Raw genomic sequence first — 24,276 nt, forward strand, 5'->3', positions numbered from 1 at the left:
GACAGAAACGCTGGAGGTTTTGAAGGACATGAGCGCTGAAGAAAAAGTGGAAGCGGCACCTCATTTTGATCATTTCTTTCTGAATCACCTTCAGTCGGTTCGAGCCGATGGTGCTTACTACTTGAACCAGAAATTTCTTGGGAAGGGCGGCAATGGCACGACCTTTCTCGTCACTTGCACCTCCGGCCCAAATCAAGGAATCCAGTTTGCGTTAAAGGTCTTTCACAAAATCAGCGATGACCGACGCCGGAATAGATTTCTCGATGAGATACGACACTACAGAAGCCTTAATCATCCTGCGCTTCTCAAGGTGTATGATGAAGGCACTTATGTTTCAGGAGATAGGGAATATCCATTTGCCGTGGTCGATTACGTGCCGCAAAACCTCGAAGCAATGATTGGTAGAGGCGCCACTCAAATTTCGCGGCTTGAAGCCATCCGCTACGCCTATAACGTGGCTTCTGCTGTCAACTACCTACATACGCTCGATCAGCCTATTGTTCACAGAGACATCAAACCCGCAAATATTCTTGTTGACGGCCACGCCGCAAAACTTGGCGACCTAGGGCTGGCCAAGGTTCTAATGGGTGAGGACAATGAACTATCTGAGGAGTTTAATGCGTATGCAGCAATGCCTTTCTTTTATCGGACACCGGAGCTTGTGAGGATTGCGCGAGGAGAAAAAATCTCTCTCACACCTGCTAGCGACATCTATCAACTGGGGCTGGTTTTGTATCGAGCCATCACCGGATTTAACCCTCAGAAGCCCCCGGCCAACGGGGTAGCTGACGACATAGAAATGGATATCCGGCCAGTCGTTGGAGCGGCGAACACCCGGCTCGACACGCTATTCCGACAGGTCCTCAATGCCGATCCAGCAAGGCGACCAAATGCCGGTCAGCTGCTTCAGAGGTTGAATCAGATTCACTCGGATGTATGTGCAGCTGACTTGGCGGCGACTGGCATGATGCGTTGAAGAAGCCCGCTGTTCGGACGCCTCCTCTTCACTTCCAGTTCGCCACGATCAGCCCCGGCACGGCCGCCTTCGCGCGCTCTGCATCCCGCGCCAAGTCAAGCCGTTTCGCCAGCTTCACCTGCGGCACCAGCAGGAAGATCGGCACCGTTGTTTTGCCACGCCCAGTCTTCGACCGCGATGCAACGCCCAGTCCACGGCTGTTCAACCGCCCATCGGCCACCAAGAGGCTTGGCCCCCGGCGCCGATAAACAAATCGCAGCCGCAGCCCCCGCCGCCGTTCCCATTCGCCCGGTGTGATGCGACCACCCTTCAGGCCTTTGCCGGCCGCCGCCGTCGGTATGGCCAGCCAGAACCCATCCTTCGAGCGGATCAGCGGGCCCGTGTCATGCGCCCCGACAACCTCCGGGGCCTTCGACCAGACCAGCGCTGCGGCTTTCAGGCTTTCACCAGCCTTTGGATAGGTCTGGCTCCGGATCGAATTTGCTAGCCGCCGACCAAGCCCCGCTTGGGTGATCTGCCCGCGCCAAGCGGATTTCAGTTCGGTTCCGGCTTCCCGCATCGCGGCGCTGACGGCCTTTTCGCCTGCTTTAATCTCGGCGGCCATCACGGCGACGAGGTCGGGTGTGATGTCGAGGCCCAATTTCATGCGGGGGTCAGTTCAATCGTCCAAATGAGCCGCTCGCGGTCACGGCGCGGCTCGCCCTGGATCAGAAAGGTTTCGTCCCCGATCAGGATCTGCTCCTGCGGCCGAGGTGCTGGGATATCCGCCACCCGGACATCGATACGGGTGTTGTCCGAAAGAAGCCGCGCCGCGCCGAACTCGGTGATCTCGTCAGGTCGGCGCAGGATGCCCCGCGCGCGGGTGAACTGCCCCTCGCTGTCCCGATGCCAAATCTCGACCGAGAGATTGGCATCGAGAAAGAGCACCCTGAGGGCGTCAGCGAAGGCATTCATCAGGTCCGCTTTGCCGAGCGCAAGACTTGCGGCCGGGTGCAGATCGGCAGCGGGTTGCTTTCGATCTCGAGGCGCACCCATTCGTCACGGTCGCGGTCGGGGATCATGCGCGCATAGAGCGGCAGACCCAGCGTGTTTACCGTCTCGAATGTGTCGGCCGGCGCGTAGTAAATCTCGAAGAGCCCCTCGACACCTTCAGGGTAGAAATACGCCTTATCGGTCGGCACGCCGAAGCCAAGGCCTCCCCGATAGCGGCGGAAGGTGATGCCGCCAAAGCTGACCTCTTCGCCGACGCGGCCGCGCAGATCGGCGGCGGCAGCGGTGTTGAGATAGGTCTCGCGCACCTCCTTGTGCGCAACAAGATCGGCAAAGAAGGCCGAGCCGCATTCGGCGCGCAGCTGCACCTGACCTGCGGCCAAGCCGCCAAGACTATCCTCGACGCTTTCAATCAGCGCCTGACAGCGCTTGCGAAGCGCGCCCGACGCCGGGCTTGCATTGTCGAGATCGAAGTCGACCTCGGCCGCAGGCGTGATGCCGAACTCGGTATAGTAATTGATGACCGTGGCCCCATCCTTTGGGTCCTTCACCACGCCCTGGATGCCGTTGAACAGGTGGAACTCGAAGGTGGCCTCTGCGTCGTTGCGCAGACGCGCCATCTTGCGCGCCACCTCGGTCTGCACCTGCTGGGTCGCAGTCTCAGAGCCGAAATCGCGGATGGCCTGGACTTCTGAAGCCCAAAGCACGTCCTGCTTCTTGAACTGGCGGCACACGAACGCGCGCATGTCGCGACGCTCGGGGATCTGCTGTTCATAAGCCGAACCCCGCTCCGAGAACGGGATCAACGATAGTGTGCCATCGCGACTTTCGATCATCACGGTGCGTTGGCGCACGCCGCGCGAGCCGAAGAGGCCCGCCCCCGACAGGATCGCCGGTTTGAAGGGGATGTTTTCCAGAGCCTGGGTGAGCTCGATGATGCTGAAGGCGTCGCCCTCGAAGATGTCCATGTTTGCCATGGGGATGTCCTTTCTCTCTCAGGCTTAACGCAGAATGATGCCAAGCGCGGCCAAAGCCGTGGTGGCGGCGGTGATCTGGGCCTCGGTCGCACCCTCGGGCCAGACGATCTGGTGGCTGTTGACGATGGCGGGGCCGCGCAGCACGACGACGCCCGGTGCATCAGCTGACAATGCGTCAACGCCGGCCCAGAGAATGCCGGCGACGTTCTGGCTGCCGTTCGTGGCCGCCGGTGCGAGCCCTGTGTATTTTCCGCCGGTGGTGATCTTGCCCAGCACCGTGCCGGGCTCGAGCTTTCCGGCCCCCGAGGCGATGGTGACGGTTTCTCGGGTGTAATCGCGCAGCACCTCCCAGACGAGGAAGTCGCCCGCGTGTTTGCCTTCAGTGAGCGTCGTCATGATGCCTTATCCTTTCGTCTTGAAGGTTCGGGCGATCACATCGCCCCAGGATTGGGTGGGCACCGCCCGTCCGGGCTGGGCATGGGCAGCGGTGATGTCGGGGGTGGCTTCGGCCTTGGCTGCGAGAAGCCGGTTGCGGACCTCATCGAGACCCACGTCTTCTTCGAGGAAGCGACCTGCCATCTGCGGCTGACCTGCAAGGCGGCAAAGATCGATTACAGCGCGCGCATGGGCGATGGCTTCGGCGCGGACGGTCGCGGTGTCGACCATTGTGAGCTCGCTTGCGTCATGGCTTGGCGCGTCTGCAGCCGGGTGTTCGGGGTCAGGCAGGGTGTTGGCGTCTGTAACACCCTCGGGTTCAGGCTCCGAGGCTGCGGGTTCATAGGGTTCACTTGCCGCTTCCACCACTTCCGGCGGCGCGTTGCGGAACCGTGCCACATCGAAGGAGGCGGCGAGTTTCACAGGCTCGGCGATGCGGTCGATGAAGCCGAGATCCAGCGCGTCCTTTGCGTCCAGCCAGGTCTCTGCCGCCATCAGGGCGGCGATTTCCTCATCCGGCGTGCCCGATTTCGTGGCATAGCCCTGGATCAGGCTGCCCTTCACCTTGTCGAGCGCCTCGGCGGTGGAGCGCATGTCCTCGGCCGTGCCCATGACCAACCCCGAGGGGTCGTGGATCATCAGGAAAGCGTTTTCCGGCATAATGATCGTATCACCTGCCATCGCGATGTAGCTGGCCGCCGAAGCCGCGATGCCATCGATCCAGACGGTAATGTCGCCCGTGTGCCGTTTCAGCGCATTGTAGATCGCCACCGCGTCAAAGACCGAGCCGCCGGGGCTGTTGAGGCGCAGATCAATGGCGGCATCGTCGGGCAGCGCGCCCAGTTCCGCGAGGAACCCCTTGGCGCTGACACCATAGGCGCCGATTTCGTCATAGATCAGGACTTCCGTTCCCGACGCTCGGGCACGGATCGTGTACCAGGATTTCATGATGTTACTCCTGCTGCGGTGTCGTGGACGACCCGCTGCCGTCCTCGTTGGGGGTATTTTGGTCTGGAATGCGCGTTGGCGTGGCCCTTGCCCCCTGTGTTTCGCCGGGGCTGGCGCGATAGGTCAGGCCCAAGTCTGCTGCGCGTTTGGCATCAGAGGCATTTTCACGGTCGACCTCTTCGATGTCATAACCCGTGGCCTCGACCACTTTGCGCCGGGACGTCAGACCCGCTTCCATCGCGAGCACTTGGGCTTGGATGTCTTTCAACGGATCGACCCAGTCCCATCGCGGCGGGATCCATTGTACGGGCCGCGCGATGACAGGATCAGCATTGAGCGCACCCGAGAGCACAGCCGTTTCAAGCCATCGCCGCCAGATTGAGCGGCAAAGCTGGTGTGCCATGACCCCGTGCTGCAACTGCCCGATGCGGCGGCGGAACTCGACAAGCTCGGCCCGCAGGCTGGAATAGTTCGCCTGCCGGACATCGCCGGTGACCAGATGATAGGGCAGCCCCAGGGAGGCCGAGACCGCGAGCAGCGTGCGGTATTGGAAGGCCTCGTATCCGCCGCCGACATCGGCGGGGCTTGAGAACTTCACATCCTCACCCGGCAGGAGCACCTGCATCGTTCCGGGCTCAAGGCTCGCAATCGCGGCTCCGTCGAGATCGGCTTCGCCTTCGCCCATCATCGGGTCCTCTGGCGCCGTCTTGGTAATAAAGCCCGCGAACATCGCCGCGGTCTTTTTGCGGTCGAGTTCAGCGTCGTCATATTGATCGAGCAGGAAGAGCCGCACCATAGCCGGGGCGATATGCGGCAAGCCTCGGATCTGGCCCGCATCGATCGGCCGGTAGATGTGCAATACCTCCTCGGCAGGCACCCGCACCGTGTCCGGCAGCGCAACCCGCTGATCCGTGCTGTCGCCCGGATGGCGGCGGCGGAAATGATAGGCCACCCGCCGTCCAATCAGGTCGAACTCAATCCCGCAGCGGATGCGGTTCCCGTTCGGGTCCGTTTCGGTTTTCTCAAACGGCAGCATCTCCGACTGGAGAAGCTGCATCTGCAAAGGCACCAGAAGCCCGTCCTCCGCACGGCGCGGGCGCAGGCGCACAAAGCATTCGCCCGCGACAAACATCTCGCGTGCGACCATGGCCTGCAGGCCGTAGAAATCCGTCAGGCCATCCGCGTCTGCCTCATCCGTCCAGGCGAGCCAGAGCTTTTGGACCTGGTCGCGCAAGTCGGCATCGCGAATGAGCGACGAGGGTTTGATGCCGTCGCCGACGAGGTTGGCCGCGAAAGCCTCGCAGGCATTGGCGGCATAGCCGTTGGTCACTACCAACTCGCGCGAGCGCGCCAAGAGCCGCGGGCCACCCGAGGCGACCAGCGCGTTGATATTCTCAAGCGGAGGGTTCCAGCCGCGCAAGCGGCGCTTGGCCATCGCCCCCTCGAGGCGCGCGCGCATGGCTTCAGGGCCGCCCGGCTTGGGGCGGCGGAACATGTCGAACAATGCCATGTCGGTTAGAGACCCTTGGTCGCTGTTATGCGAACTTGGCGCACCATTCGTCGGCCTTCAGCCGCAGCGATCTCACGGTCGAGCGCCTCGATTGCCCGGTCGATCTCCGCGATGGAGCGATAGTCCACCATCTTGCCGTCATAGCTGACGCGGGCCACGCCGGATGCCCGTTGTGCTGTCAGACTTTCCCGGCGGAGTTTCAGTGTCGCCAAATCCACCATATTGTCTGTCATCCCATATATGTTGACCGCGCAACGCGGCGCACCTGTGCTTTGCGCGCGGATTGCGGGCCCCCGGCAGAGGCGGTGCCCTTGGCATCAGAGACCGCGAACTGTGCCGCCAATTCCTCCCACCGCGCATCCGACCAGCGGTCGGCCCCGAGGATCCAAGCGGCCGCACGGGCATAGACCCGGCAGTCGAGCGCTTCATTCCGTTCCCGCAGCTTCTGCCATTCGAGTTTGGCGAAGCCGCGCTTGTTCTTGACCGTAACCAGCTGCTCGGCCGTCAACTGCTTCAGCCATTCGGCATCGACCCAGCCCGGCAGATGGAGAAAGCCGGGAGGGAACTTCTCCTGATCCACCGGGCTGGTTTCCGGCGGATCGAGCCGCAGGAAACGATAGGTCTCAGCCTTGAAGGTGGAGGTGGCGATGGTCCAAAGCCGCGCCCCGCGGCGAAGACGCTTGCCCGCGATCGTCGCATCGACAAACGTCGGCCCGGTCACCGGGCTTGCCCGATTAAAGCCTTCAAGGCCTTTGACGGGTGCCACCTGTCCAAAGCCCACCTGCCGCGCCCAGGCATAGACCGCGGCTGTCTCGTAGCCCGTATCGATCGCAAGCCGCGCGATGGTCATCGGCGTGCCGCTGGCATGTTGCCAGGTGCGACCAAGCAGGTCAGAGAGCTTTCTCCAACAGGCCGGCTCCCCCGGACCGCCCCCGATGACGACATGATCCACGAGCCAGCTTTCGAGCCCCCGCCCCCAGGCCCAGACATCAACTTCGATCCGGTCCTTCTGCACATCCGCCCCGGCCGTCAGGATGAGGCCAGCCTCGGGCACCGTGCCTGCCGGCCAGTTCTCCTTCAGCCCCTGCAGCCGCTGCCAGTCCGGCGCCTCGCCGCTTTCCATCCAGGTCTCGCCAAGCGAGGTATTGACGAAGGTTTTCATCGTTTCGTCCCCACCGGCGCGCGCGGACAGGAACCCCTTGGCCATGGCCTCGAGCCGCACCCAGGGCGAATAGATCTCGTTCAGATGGAACCCGGCCGTCCCGTTGAACGGTGCCTCCGCGATCCAGCGACCCTTGGAGATGGCAGCCCAGCGGGTCTCATCCTTCCAGGAGGCGTCGCAATCTGCGCAGTGGTAGCGCGCGGTTTCCGGGCGATGGCCGCCGTTCTCGTCCTTGTCCCATTTCACCTGCCCCCAGGTCAGGATTTGTTCGTGAGCACACGCGGGGCACGGCACCCAAAACCGGCGCTGGTCACTTTCCTCGAATGCCGCCTCAATCCGGCTCGCCCCCTTGTTCGTCGGCGTCGAGACCAGCACGATCTTGCGGTTCCAGAAGGTCACCGTGCGCTTTTTGGCGAGGTTGACCGGATCGCCTTCAGCGCCTGCGCTGAACGGATAGCGGTCCACCTCATCACACAAGAGCAACCGGATCGGGCGGCTCGCCAACCCCGAGGGCGCATTGGCGCCCACAATGGTCAGATGCCCGCCCGGGAACCGTTTGTGCAGGATCTTGTTGTTGCCATCCCGAGATTTCGGATTGGCGATCTTGTCCTGCAAACAGGGCGTGTCCCGCGCCATCGGCGAGAAGCGGTCCTTCGACCAGGTTTCCGCATCCCGCTCGGTCGGCATAACCACCATGATCGGTGCCGGATCCTGGTCGATATGGTAGCCAACAGCGTTGTTGAGCATTTCCGTATTGTGCGTCGGGATCATGGTACGCCCGGCCAGATACAAACGGTTCGGGCTGTCCACCTGAATGCAGCGCACAGGAACACTTTCGACCGGCTCGACGGCCACAATGCGGCGCCGCTCGGTTTCCGTCGTCCGCCGCCCCGCGCGCGAGACCTGACGCGCGCTCTTCCTTGCCAGTCGGAACACTGGCGTGTCGTCATAGATCATGAAGGAGAACCGCGTCGCGGGATTACCAAGACGCCGTTCGCCATCGATTACAACCGTCGGCTGCTTGTCCACGGCGGTGAACTTGATGCCCAAAGAGGCAAGAAGCTCGCCGAAGCCCTCGGCCAGACGCGGATGAACCGTGATGAACTCGCAGCGGCCGCATTCAGCGATATAGCCGTCCGTGTCCATCAGACCCTGCAGGAGAGCCAGACGCTGATCAATCGAGGCGCGCAGGTAGGCGGGCGGAATGTGTTTGCCGGTTTCTGGCGTCTTCCGATCTTTGGCCAGCCCCATCTCCCGCAAGCGCAGGCTAAACGGCTTTCCTTCTTCCAATATAGGATCAACGGGAAGGCCGTGCTTCCACTGCATAGCGAACTGCCGGCCACATTCCGCGCATTGCCCATTCCCATGGCGGCCCAGCACATCCATGTCGTGGCCACGGCGACACATATTGTCGGGCCAAGGCAGCGTGGGCTTCAGCGTCAGGATATGCGGAACCCGTTTGTCCTTCGACTTGACCTCAACCTCCATGCCGCAGGCCCGGAGATGATCGGCGATTTCCAGATCATCCTGATGGCAGGTGATCTGCGAGCCGTAGCTGTGGCCGTCCCCCAGCCAGACGCCAAGGGCGTAAGGCGGGATTGGCAATGCCTGTTCGGGCAGTTGAAGCGGCCCAGCTACCGGGATGGCGTATCTGTTCCTTTTCTTCGCACCAAAGTAATGGGCTGTCTCAGCAATCTCCTTCGTCGTCAGGACCGCCCGGTGGATCGTCATGGAACAGGTCCCTCATCGCGTCCTGCGCGCGCACTGGCGTATCGCTGTCCACCGCCCACAGGTGTTCGGCATCGGCGATGATCGAGCTTCCGTCCGAAAACCGCACACGGTAGCAGCGCCGGTTGCGCATCACATCCGTGGCGCCAGTGACCCGGCAAGGCGCGCCGGTTTCATCAAAAAGAATGTCGCCGACCTGCACATCGCCCATCGTGGTCCAGCCGGTCGGCGTAACCAGCGGCGTATCCAGCGCCAGGGCTTTGCCCACCTGTGAACTGGACATGATCACGACAGTTTCGGTGGCGGCATCCGAGACCGCCTCCATGATCCCACGTTGGTATTCGGCGCGGCTCGTGCGCCACTGACCAGGCTCGGCGCTGGCTTCAGAACTCAGTCGCCGGTTCTGATCGGCCCAATCGCTGATCGTCAGGTCCGGCGGCGGTTTCAGCACGGCCAGCGCTTTTGCCACCGTCCGCTTCAGGATCGGCGAGCCCGTCAATCTCAGGATCGGTTTCGAATTCAATGTCTGGCTGCGCGAGATCATCGAGCACCTCGCGGATGGCGGCGCGGATCAGGTTCCGGGTGTCTCCGACGGTTGATTGTTCAAAGGCTTGTGGTGCCAGCCGGTCAGGCAGTGCCAAGAGGCGGGTTCTCAGAAGCGCCAGCACCGCAATCCACGCGGCCTCGATCTGGTCAGCCGCAATCAGCGATCGGCGTTTTTCCTCGGCCTCCATCTCGGCAAGGTCGGCGCGCGCCCGAATAAACCGCGCCCGCTCGGCCGCATAATCCGGTGCGCCCGCCTGTGCTTTCTGTGCCTGATCACGGAGGTAGCGAACATAGCCGCGTACCGAGCCGATCAAGTCGTATTGTCCGCGCTCGGCCTTCGGGATCACGCCCTCGCGGCTCAGCTGCTGCACCCGCCGCTCCGAGAGATCCAGGAGCTTTGCAATCACCCCGATGGGCTGGCTCGCTGATGACATGAGATGATCCGGATGCTCCGATTAAAGCTATGTTATTGCTGCGATTATACTGGATATGCGGGGACATCAGAGCGAAGCTGGCCCTACCAAAACGACGCACCCGAAGGAACCGCCGCCATGACCACCCACCGCCTGACACAGTCCGCCCGCAGCCAGCTCCGCAGCGAGACCGCCCGGCGGAACCGGGAGGCAGCCCTCGCCGCCTTCATTGCAAAGAAAGCCGAGATCGATGCGATGCTGGCGCGCCTTCAGGCACTCAGCGACGAACATTTCGACTGCCACCCCGAAGAGGTGGGCTGGGCGACGGTTGGCACGCTTGACCACTACGCGGGCCTTCTACGCCAGATCACCGACAGCGCCTTCAAGGAAGGCGAACACGTCAACTGATCAGCACCTTGGGCTGGTCGGGCGTCAGAACCTCACTGTGTCCTTGAGGTGACTCACGGACACCAACAGGTCCCGCTCGCTTGCCCGCCCCACTGCTTTGCGGAAAGTTGATCCCGAGGATTCGCCTGTATGGCCCTCAACTGCTGACGCAGTGCCTGCTCGCCTGCGTCACCTGCCTTGAACTGGGCCAGCCACGTGCTGGCCCTTTTTTAGTTAGCCCGCGTCAGGCTTTGTACCCGCCCTGTCATTCAGATCATCGAAACTCTGTCCGCTGCTCTTAAGGACAGCCTGTTGCCCGGTGAATTTCTGCCAGCGCTGGACGGCGACATCAACGTAGGCGGGGTTCAGTTCGATGCCATAGCAAACGCGGCCAGTGGTCTCGGCCGCGATCAATGTCGTGCCAGATCCCATGAAAGGCTCATAGACAGCCTGACCCGGGCTCGAATTATTCAGGATAGGACGGCGCATACATTCGACCGGCTTTTGGGTGCCATGCACCGTCTTTGCGTCCTGGTCCTTGTTCGGGATATGCCACAATGTCGTCTGCTTGCGATCCCCGGCCCAATGACCCTTGCCGGATTTGCGCACGGCGTACCAGGCCGGTTCATGCTGCCAGTGATAATCGCCCCGGCTCAGAACGAGCCGCTCCTTGGCCCAGATGATCTGCGACCGGATGGTGAAGCCCGCGACCTCGAGACTTTCGGCGACCGTCGCCGCGTGCAACGCACCGTGCCAGACATATGCGACATCCCCGGGAAACAGCGCCCAGGCTTCGCGCCAGTCAGCTCGGTCATCGTTCAGCACCTTGCCGGTGCGCTTGGTCTTGGCCGCACCTGCCTGGTTTCGCCAGCTGGGATCATATTCCACACCGTATGGAGGATCTGTGACCATCAGCAACGGCTTCACTGTGCCGAGCAAGCGCTCGACATCCGTAGCAACGGTGCTGTCGCCACAGAGCAGCCGATGGTTGCCCAAGATCCAGAGATCGCCGGGACGGCTGATGGGCTCCTCCGGGGTTTCCGGGATCTCGTCTTCGCCCTCCTGCGGACCGGTGCCCGCATCAAGGCTCGACATCAGCGCGTTCAGTTCGTCCTCGGTGAAGCCGGTCAGCCCAAGGTCAAAATCCGCCTCCAGCAGGTCCGCCAGTTCGAGGTTCAGCAAGTCCGTGTCCCATTCGGCATTCTCGCTGGATCGATTGTCCATGATCCGGAACGCCCGCGCCTGATTGGCGGTCAGCCCTTTGGCGACATGCACCGGCGCGGTTTTGAAACCGAGCTTGCGAGCTGCTTCCAGCCGCGTGTGCCCGGCCAGCACGACCATCGCCTCATCCACCACGATGGGCTGACGCCACCCGAATTCCTGGATTGACGCTGCGACCGTCGCCACAGCCTCTGCGTTGTTCCGCGGGTTGCGCGCATAGGGAATGATCTGCTCGAGCGGCAGGTCGACAACGTCCATCACAATGTCCTCGAATTTGGCCCGAAACGAAACGGGGTCAGCGCGCGAAACGAAATGGGTCAAAGGGGCCATTTCGTTTCAAAAGGGTTTTAGGGACCGTCAGGCCCTTGTTTTGTTACGTCTGAACTCAAAGCGAAACGAAACGGGTATTTTTTAGGGTGTGACTGGGAAAGCGCCGCGCCTCGCCCCCCCGAATACGGTTGCAAACAGGAGGGACCCGTTCAATTTCAATGGGTTACGATGTAAAAAATTTTGAGCGGTGATAGTTTTTCGGTAATCCGGTCACCATTTGCACCACTTCGAACCACCTAAATCCATTAGGAAAACGGGGAGAGACGTCTCCGCGACGTACTCTCCCCATCATATGCTTCACATAGCATGGAGTTGTTGCAGCTGTCGAAAACAAAAGTGTTGCAACACTTTATGCAGCTGCAGCATTGAGCCGGGTCGCGATCTTGGTCAGCGCGAGCTTGTGCTGCCGCCAAGCCGTACTGCGATTGACACCCAATTCATAGGTGATCTCCTTCCATGGACGCCGGGCAGCGCGCCACCAGATCAGACGACGCTCGTCCTCGCCGATCCACAGCACCCAATCGAAGGTTTGCTCCAACCGGGTGATGGCGCTGGCCGATGGCCAGACCCGCATGGGCTCAGGCTCCATCGCGAGGATTTCACGATCGGTCCGCACGATCTGCGGCCATGCGCTGAAGTATCCTTGCACCTTTACCGGCGGGAGCTTCCGCAGGGTGCGGAACGCTTCCTCAAAATGATCGGCGACGTCCTCAGCGGTCCAGATGTGATCAGCCATGGCGCACCTCCCTCGCGGCAGGAAGTCTGCCATAGAGCTTTTCGCCAAGCTGACGGACGAGTTCGCGCTCGGGCCAGGTCAGGCGCGGGTCGTCCAGAGACACGGCCAGTACATGCTGTTCATGCCAACCCTCCCGCTTGACCTGCTCGGGATCGCGGCGCTGGCCGCCATAGCCCTTGGGAGTGAACCTCATGCCACACCTCCCCAGGTCTCAAGGGCCCAATGCAAGATGGCGATGGCATCGGCCTCGTTGTCATCAGCCGGGCTGTAACCCCGCGCACGGGCGGCCGCGATCATGGCTTGCTTGGGCGCGTTTCCGTGTCCAGTCGCGTGACGTTTAATGGTGCCGACCGGCACACCCTGATACGGGATTCCCCGTAGTTCAGCCCAGGCCGTCAGCGAGGCTATCAGCCCGCCATAAACATGGGCTGCGTCGGTTCCGGCATGGCGGCGGACCTCTTCGAACCAGATGGCCGCAATGGGCCCGGACAACCGGTCGAGTTCCGTCAGCCAGTTGGTGAAACGCAGATAGCGCATACCGCCGCCGTCATAACGTCCGGGACGGAAACTGGCTGTGCCGGTCGTGATCAAACCGTCATAGCCACGGATGGCCCAGCCGGTGGTGGTGCCGAGATCGAGCGCCAGAATGCAGCGCGGGGTGTTTTCGGATTGGGTCATCAAGACCTCCTCTTCGCTTGGGCGAGCGTGGCGAGAGGGCTGGCCGGTGAAGGCTGCGGTCTCGCCAGGCCCCGAAGGGTGGTCTGGTCATGTCAGGCGCAGGGCGAGCGGGCCGCCCGGCAGATCTTTCTGGTGTTTCAAATAGGCAGCCTGAAGCTTTCCCCATGCTAACCCATTGGCACACATATATAATATATATAATTCATATTATTATATAGTTATAGGGGTTAGTCATTCTTTTATTAAACCGCGCGCGCGTACACGCGTAGAGGATAAGGTGTCCTCTTGAAAGATTGAAGGACGTGAGGGTTCCTCCTTTCTCCATTATTCTCATGTGCTTGAGCATGATCAAACTTCCTTCTGCATGATTTTACGCCCTGAAGCATCCCGCCAGGGGCCACCCCAATGGGCCATGCGATAGACCATGGCCTGTCTCGTCGACGACCCACGCATACCGGTGGTGATGTCCCCGCTCTCGATCAGGGTGAGCAGGATCTCATCGCGGTCACGGGATTTCAGCCACTGCGAGGCCCGGGTGATCTCGGACTTGGTGATGCCCTTGGCCCCTGACGCGCGGATGATCTCCTTCAGCCGCTTCAGGTGGGCCTCGGTCTCGGTGTCCGCGACGTGCCGCTCGACCGCTTCCATGGTGCGCTTTGCATAATGCCGCACAAAGGCGATGGCCCACTCCGCCGCCGTGATCTCGATCTCGGGCCGTGCTGGATCACGCCCAACCGCCACGATGAGCGCAAGCTTCAGGGCGTTTTCCCCGATGCGGGCGAGGATGGCCGTGAAGGCCGTGCCAGCGGCGGCGCGCAATTCCTCAGTCAGCTCGATGCTGAGCTGGCGGAACCGGGCGCGAGCCTCCTCGGTCATCGGCACGATCATCGGGTTCACGGCAGTGTTCTGATCGGCGGTCTTGCCAGCAAGATTGCCCATTGGGACGCCTCCACCGGCCGCGATCAACTGCAGCCCTTGGATCAGCGCCGGCGGGGCCTGCCGGATGCCCACCGCGATGTTTTCATCGGGGTAGTCCTCATCGCTGGGCAAGATCAGGAAGCGCGCCAGTGAGCCATCGACCACATTCGCTCCCTGCAGCGCGCCCCAGAAGTGCAATGGCGTCGTCGTGCCATAGACGCAGAGGCAGGGCTGGTTGATGTCGCGCCGCTCGTTGGTGCCATCGCGGTTGGCATATTCCGCCCCGAGGAAAATTCCGCCGGCCGAGGTGTAAAGCTCGGTCATGTTGTCGAGGATTTCGGTAATGTGGCGCGGGCTGCGCTTGCGGTCGGCCGCCGCCGACAGGAACATGCCGAACTCGTCGATCTGGAATAGGATGGCTGGTTGACGATGCAGCGCGGTCAGAAGCCCCGCGCCGGACGCGATCTTGTTGCCGCCAAGATGGTGCGCGAGCCCCGCCTCGAAGAAGGTCTCGTTGATGATTTCTCGGGCGTGGTTCTTGCCCGATCCGCTGTCGGCGATGCCAACGACATAGAGGTTCGAGCGCAGGTTGCTTTCGGTGCGGTAGTTCCGACCCATCAGCGCACCGATAGCGCAAAGGCTGGCCCCCAATGCCAGGAGTGGCTGCGGGCGCCGGGCCGTGGTCAGCATGTAATCCGTGAGATCTCCCACCAATCCGTCAGGGATGGCCAGCGAGAACGACGGTGCGGCTGGAATTGCGGATGACACGGTTGCAGCCACATCCAGCCTCGCCAGCATCCCCGCCGCAGGATGATCCCCGTGCTCCGGCAGGCTGCCATCCAGCCGAAGGTCGGGTTCAGGCTGCCATCCACGTTCCATAGCGAGATGGTAGATCGTGCCCGCCCCGATCCGGTCGGGCTTGAAGCTGGCCCAGGCCTTCATCGTGGTCGCGGGCACATCCTTGGCCGCCTGCGCTGACCAATCCGCAAAGAGATCGGCCCCGGCCTCGCCGAGCGCCCCTTTCAGGGCCATGCCGACCCGCATCCAGCTGTCGTAGTCCAACTCGGCATTGGGCAGCCAGGCGAGCGCCGCTTCGATGGCGGGCAAGGTTCCGATCTGGCTGTGGCTACGCGCGATGTCACCGGCTGGTGCATTAAAAGCCAGCCCGCGCTGCCGCAGGGCCTCTGGCAACAGTGCATAGGCCTCGTCGAGGAAAGCGGTGGCAGCCTCAGTCGTGATTTCCGGCAAATCGGCGATGTCGATGTCCGCCAGCCCCTCCTCGGGCCAAGCATAGGGTGCGCCCGTGTCCGGATGATTGGCATAGGCCACGAACTGCTGACCGAGGCAGAGCACCTCCAGCGGGTGGCGCTTGATACCTCGAAACGGCGCGGCCGTGCGATAGACCAGCATGCGCTTAGGCGCCCGGCCAATGCGCAGGGCGGGTGTGTCACCGAGGCGTTTGCGGGCCAGCTGTTCAATCCGCAAGGCAAGGGCAGCGTCATCTTTGATGTCGATATCAACTGCCGCGACAGCGCCGCCGACTATCCCGACGCCGCAATCTGGCCAAGACGACCAAGTGGCCACCTCGACCTCGGTGGTGCCGCGTTCCGCATGGCGGTTCCATTCGGGATAATCCGCCCATGCCCCACGCTGGAAACGGCCAGGCTTCTTCGTGCCCGGGCCGATCGGCAGGATGGCATAGCCATTGGTCACAAGCCGCGCGCCGAAGCGCGCCATGAAGGATGTATCGGTCATCAGAAGGGCACCTCGGGGGTCATGGCGTCGAGGCGTGTGCGGTCGTGGCCCGCCAGCTCGCGCAAGTGGTCGCAATATCCAGTGACAACCGCATCGATGAAGCGGTCCCACTCGGTCTCAGTAAGGGTGGCGAGATCGGACTTGCCGATGCTTTCGAGATACTCGCCGCCCATCTGGCCGCCGACAGTCATCGCCTGCATCTCATTTGGGGTGGGATCGATCATGCCCTTCCTCCCGTGGCAGATGTCTTGGCAGGTCCGGCTGCAGAGGTACTTGCGGCTGGCATCGCGGCGCGGGTCCGAGACCCGGAAATTCCGGTCGAACCAGCCAAACCCGCGAGGTTGCCGGTGGCAGACGGCGCAAAGGCCGGGGGAACTTTGGCGCATGGATCAAACCTGTAGCCGGAGACTTCGACATAGCGGCCCGCGGGGCGTACCGAGATTGCGCTGGGGCGCATCAGCTCTTGGGCCTGCAAAATGGCCTCATCCACGCTGAGCGGCACCGGACAGCCGGGGGCGCGCTTGCGCCACCACTCAGCCGCCTTCTGGCGCGCATAGCCCTGATGCTCGATGCAGACCCACTCACTGTAGGATTTGATCCCGCAGCTATAGGTGACTTTCAGCGAGGGCTGCCCACCCAGCTTGTCGTGGCGGCTGTAGGAGACGCCGTGGACGGGCAACCATTGCAATTTCGGCGATAGGACCGGAAGTGTTGCCGCCGTCGGCGCGATTTTGACCTCACGGGCCGGGAAGACGTAGCCGCAGTCCGGGCATTCCGCCGCCGATAGCGCGATGATGCTGTCGCATTCGGGGCAGAGCTTGGTCGGGGCCTCACCGCCACCGGCCTCGCCAGGCCGCCGGGGCCGCACCAGATCGATCGGCCCATGGCGGCGGACATTGCCGGCAAAATCGAGGACCAGGCAGTTTTCCTTGCCCGGCGCGAGGCGCGTGCCGCGGCCCACCATCTGCACATAGAGCCCCGCGGACTTCGTGGGGCGCAGGAGCGCAATGAGATCGACCCCAGGCGCGTTGAAGCCGGTGGTCAGCACGCCCATCGAAGCCAGCGCGCGGATTTCTCCGCGCCTGAAGGCGGCGATGATGGCATCCCGCTCGTCCTTTGGCGTGTCGCCGAAGATCGTGCGGCAGCTGATGCCTTGGCGGGCAAACTCTTCGGCGACATGACGCGCATGCTCGACGCCCGAGCAGAAGGCCAGCCAGGATTTCCGGTCACGACCGTGCGCGATGATCTCGGTCACGGCGGCCCGCGTGATGGCCTCCTGATCGACAGCGGCAGCCAGATCGCGCTGGATGTAATCGCCCGCACGGGTGCCGACCTTCGAGACATCCAGCCGCGTGGCGGGCTGTTTCGACACAAGCGGGCTCAGATAACCCGCATCGATCAGCGCGCGGACCGGGGCCTCATAGGCGATGTCGGTGAAGAGCGCGTTCTTGCCCTCGTGCAACATGCCACTATCGACCCGGAATGGCGTGGCGGTGAGCCCGATCACCTTGAGTGCCGGATTGATGCGGGTCAGACCATCCAGAAACCGGCGGTACATGGTGCTGGAATTGCCAGGGATGAGATGGGCCTCATCGATCAGCACGAGATCCGTGTGGCCGATTTCAGCCGCGCGGCGGTGGATCGACTGGATGCCTGCGAAGAGAATGCGGGCCTGTGCCTCGCGCTTGCCGAGGCCCGCCGAGTAGATCCCGGCAGGCGCCTCGGGCCAGAGCCCGATCATCTCGGCATGGTTCTGGGCGATCAGCTCGCGGACATGGGTCACGATCAGGATGCGCTGGTCGGGCCATGCCTTCAGCACGCCCTCGATGAAGGCGGCCATCACCAAGCTCTTGCCCCCAGCGGTCGGGATGACCACCAGCGGGTTGCCTTTATGGTTCTGGAAATAGCCGTAGATCGAGGTGATCGCGGCCTGTTGATAGGGGCGCAGGGTCAGCATGGCGCGGCCTCCAGGGAACGGGCGTCATTGATCCAGGTCGAGCCATCGGCCATGCGGTAGGTGACGATATCGTCGCCCGCATCGATGACCTCGCCCGGAACGAGATCGGGGATGAAAAGGTGGCGGTTGCAGGCGGCGCGCTGTTCGGCGGGTGCCAGCATTCGGTCGTGCCGAGCGCAGTGCCAGCCGCCCTCAATTGGGGTGGAATGCAAACAGGACCGGCATGTTACGGCCGCCCCACCGCCCTCGTGGCAGGCGGCATGGTGATCGCAGAACCGGCATTCGAACCAGGCCGGGTCCTCGCTGATCCGCGTGGGCGGATGCTGGGCGAAGATGATGCGCCCGGCTTTTTCCAGCAGGCGCTCGGCCATGGCGCTGTCGGCCTCGGTGCGCTCGATATGCAGCGCGTCGGTGTCCTTGCAGACTGCCACATACAGCGCGCGGGTGATCCCCGTCAGATGCATGTAGATCTGCATCTGCGCAGCGTGCTGGGGCTTGGCCAAAACAACACCCTTGGCAGTCAGCTCAGAGAAGCTCTTGACCCCATGGGTCTTGAACTCGAGCACATGCCAGGTCTTCGGGGCCTCGAGGATGCCGATAGCCACGCCATCAAGCGAGCCGCCGAAATGGCCGCCATGGGCCTCGACCCGGAACTGGCGACCGGTCTCGGGATCTACCTCGAGCACGGTCGCCCCGGTGGCGCGCAAATTGCGTACGAGACGGTCCTCTTCCAGCTGGCCTGTCTCGAAGAGGCGCAACAGGCGACCGGAGTGGCGCGCAGGTGTGACCCAGCGGAAATCATACCAGAGTGCGCGTGCGCAGGATTTGCCGATGATCGAGGCGCCGAGGTGGTCGCGGAACCCATCGCCCTGGCGAGCCTCATAATCGGCATAAATCGCTGTCAACGTCGGTGTGGGGGCGCAGGGCAACTCGGCCATCACAAACCCTCCCGTTCACTGCGGGCCTGTGCCTCGGCCAGAATGCCGCTCCAGGTTTCGGGGTCATGGCGTTCGCGCAGCACACCGATCAGCGCGTCCTTGAGCTTCTCGCGGCGGCGGCGGCCCGTACCTTGGGCCAAGAGTTCCGCGCGTTCGCGGCTGAGGTGCCGGAGTGCCGTGCGGGCCCGGTGGAACCAGTCCGGGTCGATGGGCTTCTGGCCGCGCTGCCGGGCAAGATCGGCCGTCGCGATCTGAGTGCGGATCTTGGCAATGGCATCGTCGAGTTCGATCAACCGGCGCTTGTCATCAGGCAAGCCGGGGCTGTTCGCAGCCGCAAGGGCTGCGTTGGTCATGTCAGTCATGGGGGTGTCCTCAGGTGGGGTTGGGCGCCGCCCCGGTCGTCAACAGGTCAGGGCGGCGCGAAGGCTCAGCCTTTCTTGTTCCAGGGTGCGGAGGCCATTTTGGGCGGCACCGCAGATCCAGCCGGGTCAGAGGCAGGCTTCGCCGGGCGGGTAGCCGAGGCTGCGCCCTTTTCAGGCAGCAGATAGGCAATCGCGTTGCTCTCGCCGTAGCCGTTCTTCGGCGGGCGGATCTTCACTTGGATCGTCATCGGGATCAGGTGCAACTCCTCGCTGTCGCTGACATGCATCCGGCCCGTGGCGTGGCAGATCGCCGAAAGCGTGCGCTGTGCGATTTCGACCGTGGTCGGGTTCGGGTTCACGAGGTTCAGCTGGTCGAAGATCTTCCGACCCTTGTGCTCGCCCTCGAGGATGTCGAGCATCAGCCAGAGAAACTGCCCCATGCCGTTCTTGGTGACGCGCATCTCGCTCTCGACGATCTGGGCGCGGTATTTGCCGGCGGGCAGCAGCTCATAGGCGGTGGTGGGTTCGACGCTAGTGGCGTCAAAGGAGGTGTCAAAACGTGCCATGGTCTTATCCTTTCAAGGCAATCATTCAGGTTGGGGCATGGCCGCGAGGAACTCTGACCACTCAAGCGGCAGGGTGTCCGGCAGGCCGTAACGGTTCTTGGCGAGGAAGGCGGGGCGCTCTTCGGTGTGCATGACGCGCGCACCGGACCCGAGCGCCCGGGTCACCTTCTTGTTGAATCCGACATCGGATTTGGCGACCGAGATCTGGTAGTTGGCGAAGAGCACGACGTCTGAATGCTCCTGCAGCAGCGCCGAGGCGCGGGTCTGCAGCTTGATCACATAGCGGTCGTAGGGCTCGTGCTCGGGGCTGTCGAAACGCTTGATGTCAGTATGGGCGATCTGGATGACCACCATGCCCTTGCGGTCGCGCAGCGCGTTGAGCTTGTCGAGATATTCGCGCCAGACATTCAGCGCTTCGGCGTAGCCCTTGCCGAACCCCGGCGCCTCAATCGAGGCCCAGCCGTTGCGCTTGCAGGTCTCAGCCCAAATGAGCGGCTCGAGCCAGTCGATGCTGTCGATCACCACGGAGCCAAAATCATGGTCCTCCTTCAGCAGCGCATCAAGGGCTTCAGCCACCTCCGCATAACTTGTTGCCAGCGGAAAGTGCGGCACCTGCAGTTTGCCAAGCCCGTCCTCGGTCATAATGAACACCGGCCGGTCCGCAGCGGCCGCGAAAGTGGATTTGCCGACCCCGGCCACGCCGTGGATCAGAATGCGCGGTGGCGTCAGCGCCGATGTCGTGCGCAGGGATGCGAGGGAAATCGCCATCAAAACTCTCCCATGTCAGGTTTGTCGTTGGAAATCGTCGCCGCGGCGGTTGTCTTTTCGCCGGCGATAGCCGCGTAGAGCGCATCGAGCCGGTCGGCTTCCGCGCGGTGTTCGAAGGCCTGACGCCGCATCGCGCGCCGCATTTCATCAAGGAGAACAGGGTCGTCAGTCGGATTGCTGGGGTTGAGAGGACGCGTGGTCATTGCACAGCCTCCCCACCGAGCGGGGTGCCGCCCTTGGCCAAGATCGCGTCAAGGCATTCGCCAAAGCTCCAGTCCGGGTTTTCCGCCCAGAACTGATCCGCCTGGCGTAACGCGTTGCGCCATTCCCGCAGGGCATGTTGGTCGTTCGCGATCTGCATCCGGCGGATGGCGATGGCGCGTTCGAATTCGGCTCGGGACAATTGGCGCGTGGCCACCAGCGTCGTTCCGTCAATATCCATGGCCACTGCAGCCGGGAGTTGGAACGGTAACGCCGCTTGGTCCGGCGCCGAAGACTGCTCGGCCTTGAGTTTGAGGCGGCGGGCACGGGTGTCGATCCGCGCGACTACGCCATCGATACCGGCCAGATATTGGCCATCCGCATCGATATCGTCCCAGCGGTTTACCGCAGCTTGCCGCTTGTTGATCGCGCGTCCCGCGATCACTTCGCCGACGATCTCGCCGACAACATCATTCAGTCGCATATGTCCCATTTTGGACCTCCTGTTCGTAAAGGGTGGTGAAGTCGGTGAGCCAGGCCGCTGCACGCCGCATGGGCGCGATCTCCACGGCGTGCCGCGAGGCTGGTGGAATGCGGCGCACCGCTTCCGCCGGGCTAGGCTGTTCATCGATACGTTCGACGATCTCGACCAAGCGCTCGTGAATGGCGCGATCCTCTGGGGTTCCAAACACCGCGATCTGGCGGGCCCGCATCTCGGGCGTCAGCGGTGGCGGGCGGTTCTCTTCGAGTTGCCGAACGCTTTCCTGGATGCGCTGCAGCCGATCGAGAGAGCGTTGCAGGCGATCCTCTGCCGCGCGGCGAACCGCGGAGCGTGTTGGTTCCTCACCACGTTCCAGTTTCTCGTCGAGGGTGCGGCGTACGATGCCCGGATCAGCCTGTTCAGCATCACGGATCAGACGCGCATCGTGGATTTGGTCGCGACGGAGGCCGAGATCGGCGGCTGTCGTAACGTTGGCAGGTTCAACCTTACTCCGGCCGTGGCCCGCAACGTCGCCACGCGCCTGCGCGGCGTCGTATTCATCGGCGAGGCGGCGTTTGGCAGCGGCCTCGATTTCCAACGCATCAGCCTGGGCGCGATGGGCCGCCGCAATCAGATCATCATGCGCAGACTTGGCACGGCTGAGGCGCGCGGCACGCTTTGCGACATCGTAGGCAAGCCCTGCGGCCTCACGGGCTTCAAGAACTTCCGCCGAGGTCTTCGCATTCGAAAGCATGGTCGCGGCACGATCAATCAAGCCGGGAAGGCTCGGATCGCCCTGGGGGATAGGAAGAAGTGCCGTCACGACGCACCTCCGTTCAGCACGAGGCGGAACTTCGGCTTGCCGGTGCGGACCGTGCGCGCAGGCTCGAAGCCCTTGCGCCAGCTTTCCGGCAAAGCGCCGAATTTGCGCTCGGACACCGACAACTTGGTCTCGATGAACTCCGCCGGGTCTTCGCCTGCCGAGGCGATGTTCTCAGCGATTTGGGCCAGCTTGGCTTGGTCCCAATCGATGCGTTTGGGCAAGTCCGCGACGACGGTGACGCCGTCATCCTCGAACCGGATGGTGCCAGTGTCCTTGCCTTCGTGATGACGGCACTCAGAGGCTCGTGTTGAATAGCGGACCTCAAGTGCGAGCGCGAACCGCTCTGTCACCGCCTTCATGCGGTCGGTGGCGACATCGATTTCTGCTTGCACGGCCGCAAGCAGGCTTGGCGGCATGAGAGCCAGTTCTATAACCGGCATATTAAGCATGTCATCCACGCTCGGGGTATTTTCGGGGAAAGCCATAGGGGCTCCTTTCAAATGGGATTAGTTGGCCGCAATCAGCCGTTCGGGGATGGACTGTGAGGGCGGCTTCGGCCGGGCGATGGCGCGGTATTCAAAGAGATCCGGGCCGAGGCGTTCCTGGACGAGGTGCACCAGCTTTTGCTCGGAGGCGCGCCAAGCGGCATCCGCGATGCCGCTCAACTTGGCCTGCTGGGAGGGCGTGAGGCGCGACATGAGCGAGCCCTTGTCCACCGCCAGAAACCCCCGGTGATAGCTGACGGCCGCACCCGGATCTGCCAGCGAGACCCAGGCGTAAAAGGCAATGTCGTCGCGGATCTGCGAAGCCATCACGACACCTGTGCGCTTTGTGAGGCGTTGCTCCTGCGTAAAGCCGCAGCCTCAAAGGCCGTGATGTCTTCAATCCGGTAGATCACCCGACCGCCGAGTTTCAGATAATCGGGGCCTTCGCCGGTCCAGCGCCACCGCTCAAGCGTGCGATGTGAGATTGCCCAGCGTCGGGCCAACTCCTTTTGAGTGAGGCAGAGTTTTGACTGCATCGTGGTCTCCTGTCTTGGTTACCAGGAGACAATGCAAAACGCCGGTGTGGGATGTCGTCGGGATTGGAGCGGGATGCGGTGCCGGATAAAGACGCTTAGTAAAATCAGAGCCCTGAAACGCACTGGGGGATGGGCATCCGGCACCCATCCCCCAGCTGATCCCGCACCCATCCCGCAGCATGCACGGGAGGACGCTTTTTACTCGCAGCGCAAACGGTAGTTCCCGCGCCCGTCGGACTGAATCAGTTCGCGCCACTGTGGTTTGGACTTGAAGACATCCACCATCTTCAGGCTACGAGACCCTGCCGCCGCAAGAATGGTCTTCCCGTTCTGCCAAGGCTGTCCCGCTTCGGCCGCGGCATGGAGCACCCGCACAACTTCAGCCTGGATGGCGCCAAGCTGGAAGCAAAATCCCCGGCTTCGCACTTCGCGATAACCAACAGTAAAGATCAACCCCTGCTCTGGCGTCCGCCCGTCGCCCGTGTGAAATCCTGATTTGATTTCATAGCGATCCCGCTCATGGCGGCGCATCAGAAGGTCACCAATAACAACATATTGCGGTGCATGTGTTTCTGGAAAAGCCGCGTAACCGCAGCGATCATGGCGGAACTCATTCAGATGGGCTTCCCCGCAACGGAACAGGTGGAAGACGTCGCAAGCGTGCAGATCGAGAAGGCCACTGAACACCCTCTCCTCATAAGGCACCCGAAACCGCGCCTCGTCGACGTCAGCGTCATAGTCACCAAACTCAAGGAGTTGATTGAAGACCCGAATGGACAAACGGACCTGGTTGTTCTCTGCGAGGTAGATCAGATCGTCTTCATCAATGGACCAGCGCCGAAGGATCTCTGGCAGCGAATAATACTCCTTCTCAATCCGCATGATTACTTCCGACTCCCACCCCGAATGTTCCATTATTGTTCTATCGCCTTGACGATCCCATATCAATCATGTCTTATCCTATTATATCCACAACCGGATGGGGATAAGATGACCTCGCATCATAGTTTGGCCGACCGACTTCAGGCGCGCGCCGACCAGCTTGGGCTCAGCCCCGCGCATGTTGCGGAGATGGCCGGGGTCAATCGCTCCTTCGTTTACGACATCCTGCGAGGCCGCTCCTCCCGGCCCGGTCTGGATCGGCTGATGGAGGTCGCGCGCGTCCTGAAAGTCGAGGTGGATTGGCTGATCCACGGCATCGGGGACATCGAGGGTCCCTCCCCTTTCTTGGAAAACCCCGAAGAAACCTTCGTGCCGATCGCGCAGGCTCCAGTGCGCCCGTCCATGGGTGGCGGTTCCGTGGCACTCGAAGAGTATGATGAGCCGGGTCGCGCCTACCACTTCCGGAAATCCTGGATCAAACAAAGCCTGAGAGCCTCGCCCTCCCAACTGCGCATCATGAAGGTGGAAGGCGACAGCATGGAACCGACGCTTTTTGACGGCGATACC

Annotated in this window: 31 protein-coding genes; 3 read left to right on the plus strand and 28 right to left on the minus strand. The window is 62.3% G+C overall.

Annotated elements, in window-relative coordinates:
• Positions 1–28 precede the first annotated feature (28 nt).
• Positions 29–976, plus strand: a complete 948-nt coding sequence (locus E7681_RS18185; RefSeq protein ID WP_168733251.1) for a serine/threonine-protein kinase — start codon at positions 29–31, stop codon at positions 974–976.
• A 28-nt stretch (positions 977–1,004) separates the two neighbouring features.
• Here the strand turns inward: E7681_RS18185 and E7681_RS18190 are convergent, their stop codons facing one another.
• Genes E7681_RS18190 through E7681_RS19210 form a run of 10 tightly spaced genes read right to left on the minus strand, consistent with a single transcriptional unit; the run spans position 1,005 to position 9,643 of the window.
• Complete coding sequence (locus E7681_RS18190; RefSeq protein WP_136340687.1) at positions 1,005–1,622, minus strand: DUF6441 family protein; 618 nt, start codon at positions 1,620–1,622, stop codon at positions 1,005–1,007.
• A complete protein-coding gene (locus E7681_RS18195) occupies positions 1,619–1,930 on the minus strand; it encodes a head-tail joining protein (protein ID WP_136340688.1) in 312 nt (103 codons plus the stop codon). Before E7681_RS18195 ends, E7681_RS18190 begins: the two co-directional genes overlap by 4 nt.
• Positions 1,930–2,943 (minus strand): major capsid protein, encoded by a 1,014-nt coding sequence (locus tag E7681_RS18200; protein WP_136340689.1) that lies wholly within the window; start codon positions 2,941–2,943, stop codon positions 1,930–1,932. The genes E7681_RS18195 and E7681_RS18200 overlap by 1 nt, the downstream gene beginning before the upstream one ends.
• 24 nt (positions 2,944–2,967) lie before the next feature.
• Positions 2,968–3,339 carry a head decoration protein gene (locus E7681_RS18205; protein WP_136340690.1) on the minus strand — a complete coding sequence of 124 codons (372 nt, stop codon included), beginning with the start codon at positions 3,337–3,339 and terminating at the stop codon, positions 2,968–2,970.
• 6 nt (positions 3,340–3,345) lie between these two features.
• The gene (locus tag E7681_RS18210) at positions 3,346–4,326 is read right to left on the minus strand and encodes a head maturation protease, ClpP-related (protein WP_136340691.1); all 981 of its coding nucleotides are present in this window, start codon (positions 4,324–4,326) and stop codon (positions 3,346–3,348) included.
• A 4-nt stretch (positions 4,327–4,330) separates the two neighbouring features.
• Positions 4,331–5,836 (minus strand): phage portal protein, encoded by a 1,506-nt coding sequence (locus tag E7681_RS18215; protein WP_246032543.1) that lies wholly within the window; start codon positions 5,834–5,836, stop codon positions 4,331–4,333.
• Between the two features lie 5 nt (positions 5,837–5,841).
• Complete coding sequence (locus tag E7681_RS18220; protein ID WP_136340692.1) at positions 5,842–6,069, minus strand: phage head-tail joining protein; 228 nt, start codon at positions 6,067–6,069, stop codon at positions 5,842–5,844.
• On the minus strand, positions 6,066–8,729 hold the full coding sequence (locus E7681_RS19200) for a phage terminase large subunit family protein (RefSeq protein WP_246032544.1): 2,664 nt from the start codon (positions 8,727–8,729) through the stop codon (positions 6,066–6,068). The genes E7681_RS18220 and E7681_RS19200 overlap by 4 nt, the downstream gene beginning before the upstream one ends.
• Entirely contained in the window at positions 8,686–9,195 is a 510-nt protein-coding gene (locus E7681_RS19380; RefSeq protein WP_342777077.1) for a phage terminase large subunit family protein, read from the minus strand. Before E7681_RS19380 ends, E7681_RS19200 begins: the two co-directional genes overlap by 44 nt.
• Positions 9,110–9,643 carry a terminase small subunit, Nu1 gene (locus tag E7681_RS19210; RefSeq protein WP_246032545.1) on the minus strand — a complete coding sequence of 178 codons (534 nt, stop codon included), beginning with the start codon at positions 9,641–9,643 and terminating at the stop codon, positions 9,110–9,112. The genes E7681_RS19380 and E7681_RS19210 overlap by 86 nt, the downstream gene beginning before the upstream one ends.
• 180 nt (positions 9,644–9,823) lie before the next feature.
• Between E7681_RS19210 and E7681_RS18235 the strand changes: the two genes are divergently transcribed.
• Entirely contained in the window at positions 9,824–10,093 is a 270-nt protein-coding gene (locus E7681_RS18235; RefSeq protein WP_136340694.1) for a hypothetical protein, read from the plus strand.
• Between the two features lie 213 nt (positions 10,094–10,306).
• Here E7681_RS18235 and E7681_RS18240 read toward each other — a convergent pair whose 3' ends face one another.
• The 18 genes from E7681_RS18240 to E7681_RS18325 all read right to left on the minus strand — a co-directional run bounded on the left by E7681_RS18240 (position 10,307) and on the right by E7681_RS18325 (position 23,709).
• Entirely contained in the window at positions 10,307–11,551 is a 1,245-nt protein-coding gene (locus E7681_RS18240; RefSeq protein WP_136340695.1) for a DNA modification methylase, read from the minus strand.
• 421 nt (positions 11,552–11,972) lie between these two features.
• Entirely contained in the window at positions 11,973–12,359 is a 387-nt protein-coding gene (locus tag E7681_RS18245) for a DUF6362 family protein (protein WP_136340696.1), read from the minus strand.
• A complete protein-coding gene (locus E7681_RS18250) occupies positions 12,352–12,552 on the minus strand; it encodes a hypothetical protein (RefSeq protein ID WP_136340697.1) in 201 nt (66 codons plus the stop codon). Before E7681_RS18250 ends, E7681_RS18245 begins: the two co-directional genes overlap by 8 nt.
• On the minus strand, positions 12,549–13,037 hold the full coding sequence (locus E7681_RS18255) for a crossover junction endodeoxyribonuclease RuvC (protein ID WP_136340698.1): 489 nt from the start codon (positions 13,035–13,037) through the stop codon (positions 12,549–12,551). Before E7681_RS18255 ends, E7681_RS18250 begins: the two co-directional genes overlap by 4 nt.
• A 348-nt stretch (positions 13,038–13,385) precedes the next feature.
• A complete protein-coding gene (locus tag E7681_RS18260) occupies positions 13,386–15,710 on the minus strand; it encodes a PriCT-2 domain-containing protein (protein ID WP_136340699.1) in 2,325 nt (774 codons plus the stop codon).
• Positions 15,710–15,934, minus strand: a complete 225-nt coding sequence (locus tag E7681_RS18265) for a DUF6511 domain-containing protein (RefSeq protein WP_136340700.1) — start codon at positions 15,932–15,934, stop codon at positions 15,710–15,712. The genes E7681_RS18260 and E7681_RS18265 overlap by 1 nt, the downstream gene beginning before the upstream one ends.
• Positions 15,931–17,667, minus strand: coding sequence for a DEAD/DEAH box helicase (locus tag E7681_RS18270; RefSeq protein WP_136340701.1), 1,737 nt, complete (start codon positions 17,665–17,667; stop codon positions 15,931–15,933). The genes E7681_RS18265 and E7681_RS18270 overlap by 4 nt, the downstream gene beginning before the upstream one ends.
• Positions 17,661–18,605, minus strand: a complete 945-nt coding sequence (locus E7681_RS18275; protein ID WP_136340702.1) for a PDDEXK family nuclease — start codon at positions 18,603–18,605, stop codon at positions 17,661–17,663. The genes E7681_RS18270 and E7681_RS18275 overlap by 7 nt, the downstream gene beginning before the upstream one ends.
• The gene (locus tag E7681_RS18280; RefSeq protein ID WP_211089829.1) at positions 18,605–18,967 is read right to left on the minus strand and encodes a hypothetical protein; all 363 of its coding nucleotides are present in this window, start codon (positions 18,965–18,967) and stop codon (positions 18,605–18,607) included. Before E7681_RS18280 ends, E7681_RS18275 begins: the two co-directional genes overlap by 1 nt.
• 65 nt (positions 18,968–19,032) lie before the next feature.
• Positions 19,033–19,533 (minus strand): DUF669 domain-containing protein, encoded by a 501-nt coding sequence (locus E7681_RS18285; protein WP_136340703.1) that lies wholly within the window; start codon positions 19,531–19,533, stop codon positions 19,033–19,035.
• Positions 19,534–19,554: 21 nt separating this feature from the next.
• A complete protein-coding gene (locus tag E7681_RS18290; protein ID WP_136340704.1) occupies positions 19,555–20,301 on the minus strand; it encodes an ATP-binding protein in 747 nt (248 codons plus the stop codon).
• Entirely contained in the window at positions 20,301–20,504 is a 204-nt protein-coding gene (locus tag E7681_RS18295; protein WP_136340705.1) for a hypothetical protein, read from the minus strand. Before E7681_RS18295 ends, E7681_RS18290 begins: the two co-directional genes overlap by 1 nt.
• Positions 20,501–20,995: a hypothetical protein gene (locus tag E7681_RS18300; protein ID WP_136340706.1), complete on the minus strand. Its 495-nt coding sequence runs from the start codon at positions 20,993–20,995 to the stop codon at positions 20,501–20,503. Before E7681_RS18300 ends, E7681_RS18295 begins: the two co-directional genes overlap by 4 nt.
• Complete coding sequence (locus E7681_RS18305) at positions 20,973–21,806, minus strand: hypothetical protein (RefSeq protein WP_136340707.1); 834 nt, start codon at positions 21,804–21,806, stop codon at positions 20,973–20,975. The genes E7681_RS18300 and E7681_RS18305 overlap by 23 nt, the downstream gene beginning before the upstream one ends.
• A complete protein-coding gene (locus E7681_RS18310; RefSeq protein ID WP_136340708.1) occupies positions 21,803–22,291 on the minus strand; it encodes a hypothetical protein in 489 nt (162 codons plus the stop codon). Before E7681_RS18310 ends, E7681_RS18305 begins: the two co-directional genes overlap by 4 nt.
• A 21-nt stretch (positions 22,292–22,312) precedes the next feature.
• A complete protein-coding gene (locus E7681_RS18315) occupies positions 22,313–22,618 on the minus strand; it encodes a hypothetical protein (protein WP_136340709.1) in 306 nt (101 codons plus the stop codon).
• Entirely contained in the window at positions 22,618–22,827 is a 210-nt protein-coding gene (locus tag E7681_RS18320; RefSeq protein ID WP_136340710.1) for a helix-turn-helix transcriptional regulator, read from the minus strand. The genes E7681_RS18315 and E7681_RS18320 overlap by 1 nt, the downstream gene beginning before the upstream one ends.
• A gap of 198 nt (positions 22,828–23,025) precedes the next feature.
• The gene (locus E7681_RS18325; protein ID WP_136340711.1) at positions 23,026–23,709 is read right to left on the minus strand and encodes a hypothetical protein; all 684 of its coding nucleotides are present in this window, start codon (positions 23,707–23,709) and stop codon (positions 23,026–23,028) included.
• 108 nt (positions 23,710–23,817) lie between these two features.
• Here E7681_RS18325 and E7681_RS18330 point away from each other — a divergent pair.
• Positions 23,818–24,276: LexA family transcriptional regulator (locus E7681_RS18330; protein ID WP_136340712.1), on the plus strand; the 459-nt coding region annotated here is incomplete at its 3' end.

Source organism: Thalassobius vesicularis, assembly GCF_004799325.1.
Classification (GTDB): domain Bacteria; phylum Pseudomonadota; class Alphaproteobacteria; order Rhodobacterales; family Rhodobacteraceae; genus Thalassobius; species Thalassobius vesicularis.

Bases quoted from the DNA above. Each gene is read 5' to 3' on its own strand.
- E7681_RS18185 (WP_168733251.1), top strand. From the start codon at position 29: ATGAGCGCTGAAGAAAAAGTGGAAGCGGCACCTCATTTTGATCATTTC.
- E7681_RS18190 (WP_136340687.1), bottom strand. From the start codon at position 1,622: ATGAAATTGGGCCTCGACATCACACCCGACCTCGTCGCCGTGATGGCC.
- E7681_RS18195 (WP_136340688.1), bottom strand. From the start codon at position 1,930: ATGAATGCCTTCGCTGACGCCCTCAGGGTGCTCTTTCTCGATGCCAAT.
- E7681_RS18200 (WP_136340689.1), bottom strand. From the start codon at position 2,943: ATGGCAAACATGGACATCTTCGAGGGCGACGCCTTCAGCATCATCGAG.
- E7681_RS18205 (WP_136340690.1), bottom strand. From the start codon at position 3,339: ATGACGACGCTCACTGAAGGCAAACACGCGGGCGACTTCCTCGTCTGG.
- E7681_RS18210 (WP_136340691.1), bottom strand. From the start codon at position 4,326: ATGAAATCCTGGTACACGATCCGTGCCCGAGCGTCGGGAACGGAAGTC.
- E7681_RS18215 (WP_246032543.1), bottom strand. From the start codon at position 5,836: ATGGCATTGTTCGACATGTTCCGCCGCCCCAAGCCGGGCGGCCCTGAA.
- E7681_RS18220 (WP_136340692.1), bottom strand. From the start codon at position 6,069: ATGACAGACAATATGGTGGATTTGGCGACACTGAAACTCCGCCGGGAA.
- E7681_RS19200 (WP_246032544.1), bottom strand. From the start codon at position 8,729: ATGACGATCCACCGGGCGGTCCTGACGACGAAGGAGATTGCTGAGACA.
- E7681_RS18235 (WP_136340694.1), top strand. From the start codon at position 9,824: ATGACCACCCACCGCCTGACACAGTCCGCCCGCAGCCAGCTCCGCAGC.
- E7681_RS18240 (WP_136340695.1), bottom strand. From the start codon at position 11,551: ATGGACGTTGTCGACCTGCCGCTCGAGCAGATCATTCCCTATGCGCGC.
- E7681_RS18245 (WP_136340696.1), bottom strand. From the start codon at position 12,359: ATGGCTGATCACATCTGGACCGCTGAGGACGTCGCCGATCATTTTGAG.
- E7681_RS18250 (WP_136340697.1), bottom strand. From the start codon at position 12,552: ATGAGGTTCACTCCCAAGGGCTATGGCGGCCAGCGCCGCGATCCCGAG.
- E7681_RS18255 (WP_136340698.1), bottom strand. From the start codon at position 13,037: ATGACCCAATCCGAAAACACCCCGCGCTGCATTCTGGCGCTCGATCTC.
- E7681_RS18260 (WP_136340699.1), bottom strand. From the start codon at position 15,710: ATGACCGATACATCCTTCATGGCGCGCTTCGGCGCGCGGCTTGTGACC.
- E7681_RS18265 (WP_136340700.1), bottom strand. From the start codon at position 15,934: ATGATCGATCCCACCCCAAATGAGATGCAGGCGATGACTGTCGGCGGC.
- E7681_RS18270 (WP_136340701.1), bottom strand. From the start codon at position 17,667: ATGCTGACCCTGCGCCCCTATCAACAGGCCGCGATCACCTCGATCTAC.
- E7681_RS18275 (WP_136340702.1), bottom strand. From the start codon at position 18,605: ATGGCCGAGTTGCCCTGCGCCCCCACACCGACGTTGACAGCGATTTAT.
- E7681_RS18280 (WP_211089829.1), bottom strand. From the start codon at position 18,967: ATGACTGACATGACCAACGCAGCCCTTGCGGCTGCGAACAGCCCCGGC.
- E7681_RS18285 (WP_136340703.1), bottom strand. From the start codon at position 19,533: ATGGCACGTTTTGACACCTCCTTTGACGCCACTAGCGTCGAACCCACC.
- E7681_RS18290 (WP_136340704.1), bottom strand. From the start codon at position 20,301: ATGGCGATTTCCCTCGCATCCCTGCGCACGACATCGGCGCTGACGCCA.
- E7681_RS18295 (WP_136340705.1), bottom strand. From the start codon at position 20,504: ATGACCACGCGTCCTCTCAACCCCAGCAATCCGACTGACGACCCTGTT.
- E7681_RS18300 (WP_136340706.1), bottom strand. From the start codon at position 20,995: ATGGGACATATGCGACTGAATGATGTTGTCGGCGAGATCGTCGGCGAA.
- E7681_RS18310 (WP_136340708.1), bottom strand. From the start codon at position 22,291: ATGGCTTTCCCCGAAAATACCCCGAGCGTGGATGACATGCTTAATATG.
- E7681_RS18315 (WP_136340709.1), bottom strand. From the start codon at position 22,618: ATGGCTTCGCAGATCCGCGACGACATTGCCTTTTACGCCTGGGTCTCG.
- E7681_RS18320 (WP_136340710.1), bottom strand. From the start codon at position 22,827: ATGCAGTCAAAACTCTGCCTCACTCAAAAGGAGTTGGCCCGACGCTGG.
- E7681_RS18325 (WP_136340711.1), bottom strand. From the start codon at position 23,709: ATGCGGATTGAGAAGGAGTATTATTCGCTGCCAGAGATCCTTCGGCGC.